A 15,356-nucleotide genomic window follows, 5' to 3' on the forward strand; every position below is an offset into this window, starting at 1 on the left:
TTGTTGTTAAAGCGATTCATGCCTGGCGCTTGGCCCGCATCCGTGCCACGGCGGCGGCGAAGTCCGAGTATGGCCATCGTTCGTCCAGAGCTTGCAGCATCAACTGTTGCCCTGTTTGCGGGGCCAGACCTTGCAAGGGTGGGTCGGTGTCAAGGTTGGTGGGAAAGGAGTAACCGTCGGCGGTACAGGCGATAACAGCCTGAGCATCCAGGGCTGGATTGGCCAGCAGCACCGGGTAGATCGCCAGCATCATGCGCTCGCGATCGGTGGCTTCCATCGGCTTGCCGAACGCCGAGGAAATCTGCAACAGATTGGCCATGCGCTGACGGTCTGGCGTACGGTTGGTGCCGGCGGCATGAAACAGCGCCGGGTTGAAGAACAACAGGTCGCCCTTGTTCAGCGGCAACTGCACGGCATGCTGTTGGAAATAATCGATAAAATCAGTGCGGCGCCAGGCCAGGTAACCCAATGCATATTGCTGGGAGAACGGCAGCAACTGGGTAGGGCCGGTTTCCAGCGGCATGTCCGAATGGGCAACGGCGCCTTGCAGGGTCAGGTATTGGGACAGTACATGCAGCGGCAGTGGAAATCGCTCGACCTCAGCGTCAGTCTGAAACCCCAGATGGTAATCGCGATGCGGCTGCTGCGCCTGGCCGCCCGGGTGCACCACGTTAACCTGGGCGGTGACCTGAAAGCCCGGACCCAACCAGGACTCGGCAATCAATCCCAGCAACGGGTTGGCGTAATACTCGACAAACGATTCGGGGGATTGCAACGCGGCTTTCTGCAACACATTCCAGATACGCCCATTGCTGCCGGCCTTGGCGAAGTGATCTGCCGCGACGCCTTGGGCGGCCTCGTTGGCGAAGATCGCCGCAAATACCTGGCTATGGCGATCCACCACGTCCAGATCCTCGTAGCCCCGGCGTACCACCATCACCCCAGGACCATCGAGAAACACCCGGTGCAGTTCATTCATCACGCTGAGGCGGTCGCTGTTGCGCAAGGTCCCGGCTTGATAGATGGGTACATTGCGCAAGACTTCAGTGCACAGCGGATATTCATCAGCACTGGCCCGCTGCGCGCAAATCCGGCTGAAATCCGCCAGGCTTACGGCGTCGCCGCGCACAAAGGCAGGCATCACGCACCTCCCGGCAGGCGCAGGGCCTGATGCGGTTGTGGAGTGCTGCTGTCGGTGCAACCGACCACGCCTTGCTCCAGGTCGATCACCGCACCGGTCATCATTCCCGACTCGCGGGACAGCAAAAATGCCACGCTCTGCGCCACTTCCTCCGGCTTGAGCAGCCGTCCAAACGGTTGCGCGGCTTCCGCCTGTGCCAACCAACCCTCCTGTGCGCCGTGGTACTGGCGCTGGATTTGATCTTCGTGAGGCGTATCCATCCAGCCGATATTCAAACCATTCACGCGAATGCGGTTGCGTAAGGCGCTGAACGCGACGTTCTTGGTCAAGATCGCCAATGCACCCTTGGACGCGGCATAGGCACTCAGGAATGATTGGCCGCCATGCCCGGTGACGCTCTGGATATTCACCACGGCGCCTTCCACGCCCTGGCTGATCATCAATTTCAACGCTTCCTGCATCAGAAAGAACGGTGCGCGCACATTCACTGCAAACAGGCGCTCAAACAGTTGCGGCGACGTGTCGAGAATGGTGCCGCGGTCTGACATCCCGGCGCAGTTGACCAGCCCATGCAAGGTGCCGAAATGCGTGCGCGCCGCATCGATGACCGCGCGGCAATCCTCGACGCTTTCCAGGTCCGCTTCGACAAAATAGGCCTGACAATCGAGCTGCGCCAATTGCCGCACCTGTTCTTCGCCCTGGGAGCGACGGCGCCCGCAGATGATCAACCCGGCCGCCCCCCGGCGTGCCAGGGTGTGGGCCACCGCCGCACCGAGGCCTTGAGTGCTGCCGGTGACGACAAAAAACTGACCGCTGAATGAGGTGGCGAGATCGGTGTGGGGCATTGGGAACTCCTGATGTTTTGTTGTTGTTCATTGCACGGCTCGACGTCGGGCAAAACTGAGACTAGCATTGCGTTACCTCAGTAATACCTAAAAAGAACCTCAAAAAAACCTCAGGTAGCCTGTATGCTTGAACGCGCCAAACATTTTTCCATCAAGCAACTGGCGACCCAGGCCGGGGTCAGCAAGGCCACGGTCGATCGTGTGTTGCACCAACGCGGCAGCGTGCATGCGCAAACCACCCGGCGCATCGAACAAGCGCTGGAGGAGTTGGAGTCCCAGGAAAAGAACGGCCTGGCGGTGGGGCGTACCTTCCATGTCGACGTGATCATGCACACCCCGCAGCGGTTCAGCGCGGCGGTGCAGGCGGCAATCACCGCTCAATTGGCCAGCCTGGCGCCGTTTCGCATCGCGCCGCGTTTTCACCTTTTCGAAGAGATCGAGCCCTGGGCCATGCACGATCAATTGCTGCGCTGCCTCGGCACCGGTAGCCAAGGGGTCGTGCTCAAGGCCGCCGATGAACCGGCGGTAAACCAGGCAGTCAAGCAACTGATTGCCGCAGGCATTCCGGTGGTGACCCTGGTCACGGACCTGCCGCAAAGCGAGCGGATTGGCTATGTGGGCATGGACAACCGCACCGCCGGCCAGACTGCTGCGTACCTGATGTCGCGCTGGCTGCCGGTGCAGCCCCAGGAAGTGGCGGTGGTGATCGGCAGCGAGTTGTTCCGTGGCGAAGAAGAACGTGAGATGGGGTTTCGTGCCTGGCTGCGCGGGCGTGCCGCGCACCTGAGGGTGCTGGATATCAGCGGCGGCTATGGCGTGTATGAGCGCACCTTCGAACGCGTCACCCATGCGCTGCACCAGCATCCCGAGCTCAAGGCGGTCTACAGCGTCGGGGGCGGCAATCGTGCGATCGTCGATGCGTTCGCTGCGCTCGGCCGCCCATTGGAAGTGTTTATCGGCCATGACCTGGACGAGGAGAACCGCCAGTTGTTGGTCGAGGAGAAAGTCGCCGCGATCATCGACCACAACCTGCAGATCGATGCGCGCCATGTGTTCCTGCACATCCTCCAATACCACCGGCTCTGGAAGATCGGGCCGATTGCGCCTTCACAGGTGCAGATCGTGACACCGTTCAACCTGCCGGATTGAGAAGTCCCACAACAACATCAGGAGTTCGATCATGCTACGTATCGCTGTTTTAGGTGCCGGGCGCATCGCCAGGATCCACGCGGCCAATGTCGCCGGCCATCCCAACGCCACCCTGGTGCTGGTGGCCGATCCCTGGCGTGAAGGGGTCGACGCACTCAGCGCGCAACTGGGTTGCGAGGCGGCATACGACTGCGCCGCCGTACTGACTCGTACAGACATCGACGCCGTAGTGATTGGTACACCCACCGATACCCATATCGACCTGTTGCTGGCGGCGGTCGCCGAAGGCAAGGCGGTTCTCTGCGAGAAACCCATCGACCTCGACATCGCCAAGGCCCGCAGGGCCGCGCAAACGGTTGAACGCCGGGGCGGCAAGGTCATGCTCGGCTTCAATCGGCGCTTCGATCCCGACATGCTGCGCCTGCGCGAGGCCCTGGATGCCGGGCGGATCGGAGCGGTGCGTCAGGTGATTATTACCAGCCGCGATCCCGGCCTGGCGCCGCGTGACTACCTGAAGCATTCCGGCGGCATTCTGCGCGACATGACCATCCATGACTTTGACACCGCCCGGCATTTACTCGGCGAGGAGCCGGTGCAGGTCAGCGCCTTCGCCAGCCGCCTGGTGGACCCCAGCCTGGAGCAGATCGACGATTACGACAGCGTGATGGTGTTGCTGCGCACCGCCTCGGGCAAGCAATGCCATATTAACTGTTGCCGTCAGGCGGTGTACGGCTATGACCAACGCGTGGAGGTATCAGGTGCCCACGGTGTGCTGCTCACCGACAATCATCGCGCAAGCACGCTTCGCCATTGGAGCACCGAGCACACCGAGGCGCTGGAGCCACTGCAGCACTTTTTCCTGGAGCGCTATGCGGATGCCTATCGCAATGAACTGACGCAGTTTATCGACGCGCTGAACAACGACTGCGAGTTGCCCACCAGCATGCGTGATGGGCTGTGTGCATTGCATCTGGCCGATTGCGCGTTGGAATCGGTGAAGACGGGGAGGAGCGTGGCGGTCAATTACGACTTCTAGAACGGAGCGCGCAAGGGGGCGGCGGGTGGCCCGCCCCTATTGATCAGACGCCTTTGGTCGAAGGCAAAAAGATCGTCAGAATGCCCGCCAATGGCAGGAACGAGCAGATTTTGTAGACGTATTCGATGCCATGGTGATCCGCGAGCAAGCCCAGCAATGCTGCGCCAATCCCGCTGAAACCGAACATCAGGCCAAAGAATATCCCGGCGATCATGCCGACATTGCCCGGCACCAGTTCCTGGGCGAACACCACGATGGCCGAGAACGCCGAGGCGATGATAAAGCCGATGACCACGCTGAGTACGGCGGTCCAGAACAGGTCGACGTAGGGCAGGGCGAGGGTGAAGGGCGCGGCGCCGAGAATCGAGAACCAGATGACTTTCTTGCGGCCGATCCTGTCGCCGATCGGCCCGCCGGCGAAGGTGCCCACCGCCACCGCGCCGAGGAACAGGAACAGGTACATCTGGGAGCTGGCGACCGACAGCTGGAATTTCTCGATCAGGTAGAACGTGAAGTAGCTGGTCAGGCTGGTCATGTACCAATATTTGGAGAACACCAACAGCGCCAGCACCACCAGGGCAAAGGTCACGCGGCCTTTGGACAAACCATGGGTCGGCTGACTGCCTTGCTTGAGCTTGAACAGGTTGAGGTGGTGACGGTACCAGCGGCTCAAACCGTACAGCACCAGGATGGCGAACACCGCGAACAGGCCGAACCAGGCGATATGGGACTGGCCGTAGGGAATGATGATGGCCGCCGCCAGCAACGGGCCGAACGCGCTGCCGGTGTTGCCGCCGACCTGGAACGTCGATTGCGCCAGACCGTAGCGGCCGCCGGAGGCCAGGCGTGCCACGCGGGACGTTTCCGGGTGAAACGTCGACGAACCGACCCCCACCAGCGCCGCCGCCAGCAGGATCGCCGGGAAGCTGCCGACAAACGCCAGCATCAGGATACCGATCAAGGTGCAGACCATCCCCGCCGGCAACAGCCAGGGCTTGGGGTGACGGTCAGTGTGGTAGCCGATCCACGGTTGCAGCAAGGAGGCGGTCAGTTGGAAGGTCAGGGTAATCAGGCCGACCTGGGTAAACGTCAGGCCGTAGTTGGCCTTGAGCATCGGGTAGATCGACGGCAGCACGGCCTGGATCAAGTCATTGATCATATGCGCCAGGGCACAGGCGCCGAGCACGCGCATGACCAGCGGGCTTATCTGGGGCGCAGTGGTTGCAGCGGCGGGTGTCGCGGTGAGGGTCGACATGCAGGCATTCCATACAAGGCAGCGAACAGGGGCAGACAGTACTTGAGCTGACGGCCTATTTCTAATTGTTTCGGGCACTATGCTAGAGTCGACAAAAATGCCTGTCTCGCGAAATTCGGGCAGAAAACATCGCAAAAAGGGCAAAACCATCAAATCCCTCGACAAATTCCTCCAGGAGATCGATGAAGGCGATTGGACCGTCATCAGCTCGGCCACCGATTACCCGGAAAACTGGGTGATTCCCGAACACAGCCACAACAAGCATCAACTGCTGTATGCCATTGGCGGCGTCATGGTGGTGTATTCGGCCTTGAACCAGTGGACGGTGCCGCCCAATCGCGGCTTCTGGATGCCCTGTGGGCATGTGCATGCGCTGCGCTGCGTGGGCACCTTGAAAATGCGCAGCGTGTTCGTGCGCCCGGACAGCTTTCCCGACCTGCCGGCCGAACCGAAGACGGTCACGGTTTCGCCGCTGTTGAGTGAATTGATCAAAGCCTCGGTCAGTCTGAAACCGCCCTACGCCGAAGACTCACGCGACGCCAGGATCATGCGCCTGATCCTGGATGAGCTGGCGATCCTGCCTGCGCTGCCCTTATCTCTCCCGCAGCCCGTCGATCCGCGTATCAACCACATCTGTCTGACCTTGCAGCAAGACCCGGGCGATGCCTCCACCGTCGCCGACTGGAGCGAACGCCTGGATCTGGATCAAACCACCATCCAGCGCCTGTTCCGCCGCGAAACCGGCATGACCTTCGGCCAGTGGCGCCAGCAGGCACGCTTGTTGTTGGCGCTGGAGCGCATTGCGGTGGGCGAGAAGATTATCGATGTGGCCCTTGAGCTGGGCTATGAAAGCCCAAGCGCCTTTACCAGTATGTTCAAGAAACAGTTTGGCAAGACGCCGAGTCATTTCTTCAAGTAGCGTTGTTGACGACACGAGCATGCAGTGACCCACGAGATGCCACGTAAGCCAGCAACGTGGCGACCACCAGCAATCCCGCGCTCAGCTCAAAGGTCGCCCGGTACCCGCTCAGGTCGAAGGCCGCGCCGCGACCAGGGCGAAGGCCGCCAGCGACATGGCGAGTACGGCGCCCCAACGGCGTGTGGAATGTGCAGCGGACATCGTATGAACCCATCGTTGTGCCAATTGCTTGCACATTTTCCCGGCGAACCCAGGTACTCCATAGTTCGATCCAGCGGATTACTTGCCTGATCCTCTGAGTCTTGAGGCTTGCCAATGACAACCATCGCATGCACGGGTAACGTTCAGTGAGAAAACAACCGAGCTTGCCATGACCCGCCCCTGTCTGCCTTTGGAATCACTGGTGCATTGCATCGATTCACGCACCCCTTCGCCTGGCGACTTCCTCACGTCGATTGCCGGCCTGGGCTTCTATCGGCGAGAGCAACCAGCCGCGCCGGTGGTGTGCATGGTCGAACCGAGCATCGTGCTGGTGGTGCAGGGCCAGAAACAGCTGTGGGTCGGTGGTGAGGGCTATCCCTACGACACGTCGCGATTTCTGGTGACTTCGCTGGATATCCCGGCCAACTCCGAAGTGCTGGTCGCCAGCGCCGAGCAACCGTGCCTGGGGCTGACGTTCAAACTGGACCTGCGCATGCTGGCCGAGCTGATCGCCCAGGGCGACCTGCCGCCCACCCGTGAGCGCGCGATGATGAAGGGCGTTGGCATCGGCTCGGTAACGGGCGGCATGCTGGGGGCGTTCGCGCGCCTGGTGGCGCTGCTCGATGAGCCGCAAGCAATAGCCGTATTGGCGCCGTTGATCCAGCGCGAGATTCACTTCCGGTTATTGCAGAGCGACCAGGCGGGCCGGCTGCGCCAGATCTGCTCGGTGGACGGGCAGGGCTATCGGATCGCCAAGGCCATCGATTGGCTGAAACTGAATTTCGATAGCGCACTGCGCGTGGAAGAACTGGCGGCGCGCGTGCAAATGAGCGCGGCAACCTTTCATCATCACTTCCGGCAACTGACCTCGATGAGCCCGTTGCAGTATCAGAAATGGCTGCGCTTGAATGAGGCCCGACGCTTGATGTTGAACGAGCACCAGGACGTGTCCAGTGCTGCGTTCAAGGTTGGTTATGAAAGCCCGTCGCAGTTCAGCCGTGAGTACAGTCGGCTGTTTGGCGTACCGCCCAGGCGCGATGTGGCCGCGCTGCGGGGCAGGGCGGCTGTCACTGATCCGTCGGGGCCAGGTTAGCGTAGAAGATGCAGCCGATCAGCCTTGCGAACAGGCTCAGGGTTTCCGGCAGGTTGGGATCGTCGAACAGCATGGCGCGCGAATCCAGCGCGCACAGCGCACCGAACAGGCGCCCGTCGGGCAAGAAGATCGGCGCGCCGGCATAGCTTTCGATCGCGTATTTCTTGACCACCGGGCGTGCGGCAAGTCGCCCGTCGAGGCTGATCTGCGGCACGAACAAGGTGTGGGGGTTGATGCAGAATTCACTGCACAGGGTGGTCTCCAGGTCGAGTACGTCGTCTACATGGATGCCCATCTGCATGGGGTCATAGGCCGAGCACACCACCCATTCCAGGTCGGTGAACTTGGCGATGCCGGCAAAGCGCATCCCGGTCAGGCGGGTGACCAGCTTGAGAATATTGGTGCTCGCTTCGATTTCGGCGATGGCCGCGCGTTCGTCGGCGCTCAGGAGCGATTGTGCGTAGGTGACGCTTGGAACCATGTGATCACTCCAATATGCGTGGCCGCGGGCCGCGACCACGCACAGTCAGGTCTTAATTAATCCGTGGGTGCTGCTGCACCAGGTTTTCCCGCTTGGCTTGGAGGGCTGCAATCTCGGCATCGATGTCCTCGATCTTCTGCTCGATATTGTCATGATGCTCCTGCAGCAATTCCTTGGCTTCTTCCATATCGGAAGCCGCCGGGGCCGCGCCGCGCAGTGGTTTATTGGCGGTTTCCTTCATGGTCAGGCCGGTCACCAGGCCCACCACGGCGAATACCATCAAGTAATAGGCCGGCATGTACAGGTCGTTGGTGCTTTCCACCAGCCACGCCACTGCAGTAGGCGTGACGCCGGCAATCAGTACCGAGACGTTGAACGCGCTGGCTAATGCACTGTAGCGCAGATGTGTAGGAAACATAGCTGGCAGCGTGGACGCCATCACGCCGATAAAGAAGTTCAACACGATCGCCAGGATCAGCAGGCCGCTGAAAATCAGGCCGGTCTTGCCGCTGGTAATCAGCATGAACGCCGGAATCGACAGGCACAGCAGGCCGATACTGCCGGCGATGATGAAGGGCTTGCGGCCGATCTTGTCGCTGACAAAACCGATGAACGGCTGCACGAACAGCATGCCGACCATGATCGCGATGATGATCAGCACGCCGCTGTTTTCGGCGTAATGCAGGTTGTGTGACAAATAGCTGGGCATGTACGTGAGCAGCATGTAGTAGGTCACGTTGGTGGCCGCGACGATACCGATGCAAGTCAGCAGGCTGCGCCAGTGCTTGGTGGCGATCTCCTTGAACGACACCTTGGGGCCATGGCTGAGACCTTCGCGGTCACCCTGTTCAAGCTTGTCGACATGCTGCTGGAAGGCCGGGGTCTCTTCCAGGGCGTGGCGCAGGTACAGGCCGATCATGCCCAGCGGCAGGGCCAGGAAAAACGGCAGGCGCCAGCCCCAGGCCTCGAAATCGGCCTCGCCGAGCACCGTGGAAATCAACACCACCACGCCGGCGCCCAGCACGAAGCCGGCAATCGAGCCGAAGTCCAGCCAACTGCCCAAAAAGCCGCGCTTGCGGTCCGGGGCGTATTCGGCGACGAAAATCGACGCGCCGGTGTATTCACCGCCCACCGAGAAACCCTGGGCCATTTTGCACAGCAGCAACAGGATCGGCGCCCAGATACCAATGGACGCGTAGCCCGGAATCAGGCCGATGGCAAAGGTGCTCAGGGACATGATCACGATGGTGGCGGCCAAAACTTTCTGCCGCCCGTATTTATCACCCAGGGCGCCGAAGAACAGGCCACCCAGTGGACGGATCAGGAAGGGCACGGAAAAAGTTGCCAGTGCCGCGATCATTTGTATGCTGGGGGACGCGTCCGGGAAGAACACCTTGCCCAGCACATAGGCGACAAACCCATAGACGCCAAAGTCGAACCATTCCATGGCGTTGCCCAAGGCGGCGGCGGTGATCGCCTTGCGCATCTTGTTGTCGTCGACAATGGTGATGTCGTTCAATCCGATGGGACTGACGCGTTTCTTACGTAATTTCATGCGGGTCACTCTAGACGCTGAACGGGAGGTGCCATCGCAGCGATGGCACCGCTCTGTCAGTTCAGATACAAGCGGACACGAAATAATTCACCCATCGGCGGATTTTTTCTCGCAGTGGGCGCCGCAGCGTCGGCAACGCCCTGTTGACCTAGGTGCCGTCAGGTCCGCAGGGCGCGTAGCGCATCATAGCCGGCATTGGAAAACGCCTTGAGCACGCCGGCCTCCGAATTTATTACGGTGCCATAGCCACTGCTGAAGAAGCCATCGACCCGTCCATTGCGGCTTTGGCTACAGTTCAAGAAGCGATCATCGGCGTTATCGATAAACCGCAGTACTTTGTCCAGATCGTATGCCGCATCAGCTCTGGCTTGCGGATCCGGGTTGTCTGCTGTCCAGTCACCGACTTGTAACTTGAGGTTATCGCCGATTTCATAGTGGTCTCGGGTTTCCAGGAATCGTCGCAAGACTGTGCTTTGTTCGATGATTGTTTCTGCTGAACGATGATCGCCTTTGGGGCGGCCCAGGGGGCCTGTCATCCGGCGGACCTGTTGTTGTTCGGCTGCGCGCATGTAGTGGGGTGGGATGGGCAGCGGCACACTGCATGGGCGGGTCATCGCAAGCCTCAATCTTGATGGGACGGTGTGGCAATCCTTTCAGAGTAACGCCTGTTCCGTGTGATCTTCCCGTCAAGAGAGTTTCAATCTAAAACGAGCGCACAATTCGCCCCAGCGTCTCCATCGCTTTTTCCGACGCGTCGGTCCACGGGCTGCCGTAGTTCAAGCGGATGCAGTTGCCAAAGCGCCGGGTCGCCGAAAAGATCGGCCCCGGTGCGATACTGATGCCTTGCGCCAGGGCCATCTGGAACAGCTTCAATGAATCGGTTTGCTCCGGCAGTTCCAGCCACAGGAAATAGCCGCCGGCCGGCTGGCTGACGCGGGTCTGCGCCGGGAAGTAACGGGCGATGGCGGCGAGCATCGCGCTTTGCTGTTCTTCCAGGGCGTAGCGCAGTTTGCGCAGGTGCCGGTCGTAGCCGCCGTGTTGCAGGTAGTCGGCAATCGCGGCCTGGGCCGGCATCGACGGGCACAGCGATGTCATCAGCTTCAGGCGTTCGACCTTCTGCGCGAAGCGGCCGGCCGCCACCCAGCCGACGCGGTAACCCGGCGCCAGGCTCTTGGCAAAGGAGCCGCAGTGCATCACCAGCCCTTCGGTATCGAAGGCCTTGGCTGGTTTCGGCGCGTGCTGCCCGTAATACAGCTCGGCGTACACATCGTCTTCGATCAGCGGTACTTGGTGGCTGCGCAGCAGTTCCACCAGCGCCTGCTTTTTTTCTTCCGGCACCGTCGCGCCCATCGGGTTCTGGAAGCTGGTCATGCTCCAGCAGGCCTTGATCGGGTAACGTTCCAGGCTTTGCGCCAGGGCGTTGAGGTCGATGCCGTCGCGCGGATGCACCGGGATCTCAACGGCCTTGAGCTTCAGGCGCTCAAGCACTTGCAGACAGGCGTAAAACGCCGGGGCTTCGATCGCCACCAGGTCGCCGGGCTCGGTCACGGCTTGCAGGCACAGGTTCAGCGCTTCGAGGGCGCCATTGGTGATCAGCAGTTCTTCCATGGGCAGCATCAAGCCGCCGACCATGTAGCGCAGCGCGATCTGACGGCGCAGCTGCGGGTTGCCGGGGGACATGTCGGTGACTACCAGGCGCGGGTCCATCGCGCGGCTGGCACTGGCCAGGGAGCGGGCCAGGCGCGGCAGCGGGAACAGCATCGGGCTGGGAAAGGCAGAACCGAAGGGCACAGTGTTCGGGTCCTTGATCGAATCGAGCACCGAAAACACCAGCTCACTCACATCGACTTCGGTGGACTCATGCACCTGCTCGCTGACCGCCGGCTCGGAAAACGGGCTGGGCGTGTGGGTATTGACGAAGTAGCCGGAGCGCGGCCGCGCGCGGATCAGGCCGCGACGCTCCAGCAGGTAGTAGGCCTGGAATACAGTGGACGGGCTGACGCCGTAAGTCTGGCTGGCGTAGCGCACCGACGGCACGCGCTGGCCGGGGCCGAGGACGCCGGAACGGATCAGTTCTGCGATGTCATCGGCGAATTTTTCGTAGCGTTTCATGGGAGCCTTGAACAGTTTTCGTTGTGTGCGCCGGGCAATGCGGGAGGGGGCTTGCTCCCAATGGGGGCGTGTCCGTAAACACAGGTTCAACTGATTTACCGCTATCGGCGGATGAACTATGGGCGGCGCTCTGTTTGCGTAACAGACCCAGATTGGCAGTTATAAAGCGGATCAGATGGGCAATCCAGGCCTTGGTGCGAAACCTTGTAGGAGCGAGCTTGCTCGCGAAAAACTCACAGGCACCGGGGTTATTCAGAAAGCACGCGTTATCGTTGACGTTTTTCGCGAGCAAGCTCGCTCCTACAGAGGGCGGTGTTAAATGACCGAACCGGGTTCATCGGCCTTCACATGCTGGCGCCCGTCGTGAGCTCCCGCAACGGTCAGCGCATCGGCCTCGGCTTCGGTAATGTAGATCCGTTCTGCCGCAAGTTCCACGTACGACATGGATTTCTCGGTATCAGTCACGACAGTGACGCGGGTCGCAGGCACGCTTTGTTCCTGTCCGTTGCCATCAAGCGTGAAATAGCACAGTTGGTTGTCGATACGGATAGGCATACCGGTCTCCTTTTCATGGGCTCTGTTCATTTAGGAACCAGCGGGACACGTGGGTTCCACGCAACTGACTGACGGTCGCCGCTGTCCACCTACTATCAATAATCACAAAAGGACAGCATCCATGGACGCCTGGCTACATGAAGCGTGGCAAACCCTGCAGGCTGAGTTTGCCGATATCGGCGATGCCAGGCAGCTCACCCAGATCACCGTGCGCCTGCTGATGGCCGCGATCCTCGGCGGCATTCTTGGTTTTGAACGCGAGAGCAAGGGCAAGGCTGCCGGCGTGCGCACCCATATGCTGGTGGCGCTGGGCGCCGCGCTGTTTGTGATGGTGCCGCAGATGTCCGGCAATCAAGCCGATGCCATGAGCCGGGTGGTGCAGGGGGTGATTGCCGGGATCGGCTTCCTGGGAGCCGGCACGATCATCAAGGGCAAGGATGAGGACGCCGGCCACGTCAAAGGGCTGACCACCGCCGCCGGTTTGTGGATGACCGCTGCGATCGGGGTCTCGGCCGGTCTGGGTCGGGAATCGACAGCGGTGCTGAGTACGTTGCTCGCCCTGGCGGTGTTCAGCGTGATGCCGAAAATCGTCAGGCGTTTCGAGAAGGACTGACAATGACGGGCGGCATGGTGGTCGGCGGTTCCTGCACCGGTGGCGGCTCATTCTCCGGCGGTTCCTTTTCAGGAATCGGCGCAGGCTCGGTGGGTGGCAGGGTCGGGCTGTCGATATTCGGGTCGGGCGTCTCTGCCGGGATCGGGATAGTCATGGGTGTGGCCTCCTTTGTGCTTTGCTCTATCGGTGGACAGCCAGGGGAGGGAATTGATTCCCCGCCCGATGGCGGCATATCCGCCTGAACTTTTGCCCGGCGCCCAGGCTCGGACCTAATACGGGCTTGCTCAGGGAGTGCGCCGCCATCTTACGAATTCGGATCAAGCACAGTGCGTCCACTGGGCGTAAGGGGAATATGCTCGATGACTGCTGAAACACTGGTTCCAGAACATTCTTTGTTGCCGTTGTCCCAGGCACTGCTGTTACCCAGAATCGCGATTGAAAGCACCATGCCGGTGATCGACGGCGGCGAGTTTGCCGTCAAGGCGGTGGTGGGCCAGCAGGTCAACGTCACCAGCAAAGTGTTCGCCGATGGGCATGACAAGCTGGCGGTGCTGGTGCGCTGGCGCCCGCTCGGGCAGGAACACTGGCACAGCGTGGTCATGAATGATGTGGGCAACAATGGCTGGGAAGGTGCGTTCACCGTCACCACCCAGGGGCCCCATGAATTTTGCATTGAAGCCTGGATCGATACCTTCGCCAGCTTCTGCTACGAGCTGCGTAAAAAGCATGAAGCCGGGGTGCCGGTCAGCCTTGAGCTGCAGGAAGGCCGCAGCCTGGTGCTGCAGGCCGCCGAGCGTAGCGACAACGAGCTGCGCGACCGCTTGATGCTGCTGCACCACGAGCTCTCCGGCCTGCTGGAAACCGAGCAGGTCGCGCAGTTCCTGCACGAAGACAGTGCACACCTGATGACCCAGGCCGACCACCGCGCCTATTTGAGCATCAGCACGGTTTACCCGATTGACGTGGAGCGCGAGCGTGCCCAGTTCGCCAGCTGGTACGAGCTGTTTCCCCGCTCGATTACCGATGATCCGGCCCGTCATGGCACCTTCAACGATGTGCATTCGCGCCTGTCGATGATCCACGACATGGGTTTCGACGTGTTGTACTTCCCACCGATCCATCCCATCGGCCGCAGCCACCGCAAGGGCAAGAACAACTCCCTGAACGCAGGCCCCGACGACCCCGGCAGCCCTTACGCCATCGGCAGCGAGGAGGGCGGACACGAGGCCATTCACCCGCAACTGGGTAGCCGCGAGGACTTCCGTCGCCTAGTCAAGGCCGCCGCCGACCACGGCCTGGAAATCGCCCTCGATTTCGCCATCCAGTGTTCCCAGGACCACCCTTGGCTCAAACAGCATCCGGGCTGGTTCAACTGGCGCCCGGACGGCACGATCAAATACGCGGAAAATCCACCGAAAAAGTACCAGGACATCGTCAACGTCGATTTTTATGCGGCGGACGCGATCCCTGGCCTGTGGACCGAACTGCGCGACGTCGTGCTGGGCTGGGTGGAAGAGGGCGTGAAGACGTTTCGCGTGGACAACCCGCACACCAAGCCGCTGCCGTTCTGGCAGTGGTTGATCAGCGATGTGCGCAGCAAATACCCGGAAGTGATCTTCCTGGCCGAAGCCTTTACCACCCCGGCGATGATGGCGCGCCTGGGCAAGGTCGGTTATTCCCAGAGCTACACCTATTTCACCTGGCGCAATACCAAGGCCGAACTGAGTGAGTATTTCACCCAGTTGAACCAGTCGCCATGGCGCGAATGCTACCGGCCGAATTTCTTTGTCAATACGCCGGATATCAACCCAGGCTTCCTGCATGAGTCCGGCCGGGCGGGCTTTCTGATCCGCGCCGCGCTGGCCACCATGGGCTCGGGCCTGTGGGGCATGTACTCCGGGTTCGAACTGTGCGAGTCAGCGCCGGTGCCGGGCAAGGAAGAATACCTGGACTCGGAGAAATACGAGATCCGCCCCCGCGACTTCACCGCCCCCGGCAACATCATTGCCGAGATCGCCCAGCTCAATCGCATCCGCCGCCAGAACCCGGCGTTGCAGACACACCTGGGGCTCAAGCTCTACAACGCCTGGAACGACAACATCCTGTACTTCGGCAAGCGCAGCGAGGACGGCAGCAATTTCGTGCTGGTGGCCGTCAACCTCGACCCGCACAACGCCCAGGAAGCGCACTTCGAACTGCCGCTGTGGGAGATGGGCCTGCCGGACGATGCCCAGACCCAGGGTGAAGACTTGATGAACGGTCATCGCTGGACCTGGTACGGCAAGACCCAATTTACTCGGCTGGAGCCGCAGATGCCGTTCGGCATCTGGCGCATCACTGCTTCCTAGGCCAGTGGAGACCAAAGTGTGGGAGGGGGCTTGCCCCCGATCGCGGTGTCTCA

General features: G+C 61.0%; 15 protein-coding genes. 6 read left to right on the forward strand and 9 right to left on the reverse strand.

What is annotated here, in order from left to right:
- Positions 1-16 precede the first annotated feature (16 nt).
- Both TU82_RS21420 and TU82_RS21425 read right to left on the reverse strand, forming a co-directional pair.
- Positions 17-1,141 (reverse strand): phytanoyl-CoA dioxygenase family protein, encoded by a 1,125-nt coding sequence (locus tag TU82_RS21420; protein ID WP_057725215.1) that lies wholly within the window; start codon positions 1,139-1,141, stop codon positions 17-19.
- Positions 1,141-1,986 carry an SDR family oxidoreductase gene (locus TU82_RS21425; RefSeq protein ID WP_057725216.1) on the reverse strand — a complete coding sequence of 282 codons (846 nt, stop codon included), beginning with the start codon at positions 1,984-1,986 and terminating at the stop codon, positions 1,141-1,143. The genes TU82_RS21420 and TU82_RS21425 overlap by 1 nt, the downstream gene beginning before the upstream one ends.
- A gap of 123 nt (positions 1,987-2,109) precedes the next feature.
- On the opposite strand from TU82_RS21425, the gene TU82_RS21430 reads away from it, so the two are divergent.
- Positions 2,110-3,135: a LacI family DNA-binding transcriptional regulator gene (locus TU82_RS21430; RefSeq protein ID WP_057725217.1), complete on the forward strand. Its 1,026-nt coding sequence runs from the start codon at positions 2,110-2,112 to the stop codon at positions 3,133-3,135.
- Positions 3,136-3,166: 31 nt separating this feature from the next.
- Positions 3,167-4,171: an inositol 2-dehydrogenase gene (gene iolG / locus TU82_RS21435; RefSeq protein WP_057725218.1), complete on the forward strand. Its 1,005-nt coding sequence runs from the start codon at positions 3,167-3,169 to the stop codon at positions 4,169-4,171.
- A 43-nt stretch (positions 4,172-4,214) separates the two neighbouring features.
- Here iolG and TU82_RS21440 read toward each other — a convergent pair whose 3' ends face one another.
- Complete coding sequence (locus TU82_RS21440; protein ID WP_057725219.1) at positions 4,215-5,426, reverse strand: MFS transporter; 1,212 nt, start codon at positions 5,424-5,426, stop codon at positions 4,215-4,217.
- A 97-nt stretch (positions 5,427-5,523) separates the two neighbouring features.
- Between TU82_RS21440 and TU82_RS21445 the strand changes: the two genes are divergently transcribed.
- Both TU82_RS21445 and TU82_RS21450 read left to right on the forward strand, forming a co-directional pair.
- Positions 5,524-6,345 (forward strand): AraC family transcriptional regulator, encoded by an 822-nt coding sequence (locus tag TU82_RS21445; protein ID WP_057725220.1) that lies wholly within the window; start codon positions 5,524-5,526, stop codon positions 6,343-6,345.
- 370 nt (positions 6,346-6,715) lie between these two features.
- Positions 6,716-7,639 (forward strand): AraC family transcriptional regulator, encoded by a 924-nt coding sequence (locus tag TU82_RS21450; protein WP_057725221.1) that lies wholly within the window; start codon positions 6,716-6,718, stop codon positions 7,637-7,639.
- Here the strand turns inward: TU82_RS21450 and TU82_RS21455 are convergent.
- The 5 genes from TU82_RS21455 to TU82_RS21475 form a co-directional block, all read right to left on the reverse strand.
- Positions 7,614-8,120, reverse strand: a complete 507-nt coding sequence (locus tag TU82_RS21455) for a GAF domain-containing protein (RefSeq protein ID WP_057725222.1) — start codon at positions 8,118-8,120, stop codon at positions 7,614-7,616. The two genes, TU82_RS21450 and TU82_RS21455, sit on opposite strands and share 26 nt — an antisense overlap.
- A 52-nt stretch (positions 8,121-8,172) precedes the next feature.
- The gene (proP, locus tag TU82_RS21460) at positions 8,173-9,675 is read right to left on the reverse strand and encodes a glycine betaine/L-proline transporter ProP (RefSeq protein WP_057725223.1); all 1,503 of its coding nucleotides are present in this window, start codon (positions 9,673-9,675) and stop codon (positions 8,173-8,175) included.
- A 158-nt stretch (positions 9,676-9,833) separates the two neighbouring features.
- Complete coding sequence (locus tag TU82_RS21465; RefSeq protein ID WP_231982756.1) at positions 9,834-10,289, reverse strand: hypothetical protein; 456 nt, start codon at positions 10,287-10,289, stop codon at positions 9,834-9,836.
- 88 nt (positions 10,290-10,377) lie between these two features.
- A complete protein-coding gene (mapR, locus tag TU82_RS21470) occupies positions 10,378-11,787 on the reverse strand; it encodes a GntR family transcriptional regulator MpaR (RefSeq protein WP_057725224.1) in 1,410 nt (469 codons plus the stop codon).
- Between the two features lie 315 nt (positions 11,788-12,102).
- Entirely contained in the window at positions 12,103-12,342 is a 240-nt protein-coding gene (locus TU82_RS21475; protein WP_057725225.1) for a DUF3203 family protein, read from the reverse strand.
- A 121-nt stretch (positions 12,343-12,463) separates the two neighbouring features.
- On the opposite strand from TU82_RS21475, the gene TU82_RS21480 reads away from it, so the two are divergent.
- Positions 12,464-12,955 carry an MgtC/SapB family protein gene (locus tag TU82_RS21480; protein ID WP_057725226.1) on the forward strand — a complete coding sequence of 164 codons (492 nt, stop codon included), beginning with the start codon at positions 12,464-12,466 and terminating at the stop codon, positions 12,953-12,955.
- Here TU82_RS21480 and TU82_RS28940 read toward each other — a convergent pair.
- On the reverse strand, positions 12,933-13,109 hold the full coding sequence (locus tag TU82_RS28940) for a hypothetical protein (RefSeq protein WP_169794968.1): 177 nt from the start codon (positions 13,107-13,109) through the stop codon (positions 12,933-12,935). The two genes, TU82_RS21480 and TU82_RS28940, sit on opposite strands and share 23 nt — an antisense overlap.
- A 205-nt stretch (positions 13,110-13,314) precedes the next feature.
- On the opposite strand from TU82_RS28940, the gene TU82_RS21490 reads away from it, so the two are divergent.
- On the forward strand, positions 13,315-15,303 hold the full coding sequence (locus TU82_RS21490; RefSeq protein WP_057725228.1) for an alpha-1,4-glucan--maltose-1-phosphate maltosyltransferase: 1,989 nt from the start codon (positions 13,315-13,317) through the stop codon (positions 15,301-15,303).
- Positions 15,304-15,356 lie beyond the last annotated feature (53 nt).

The organism is Pseudomonas orientalis, assembly GCF_001439815.1.
GTDB classification, from domain to species: Bacteria; Pseudomonadota; Gammaproteobacteria; order Pseudomonadales; family Pseudomonadaceae; genus Aquipseudomonas; species Aquipseudomonas orientalis.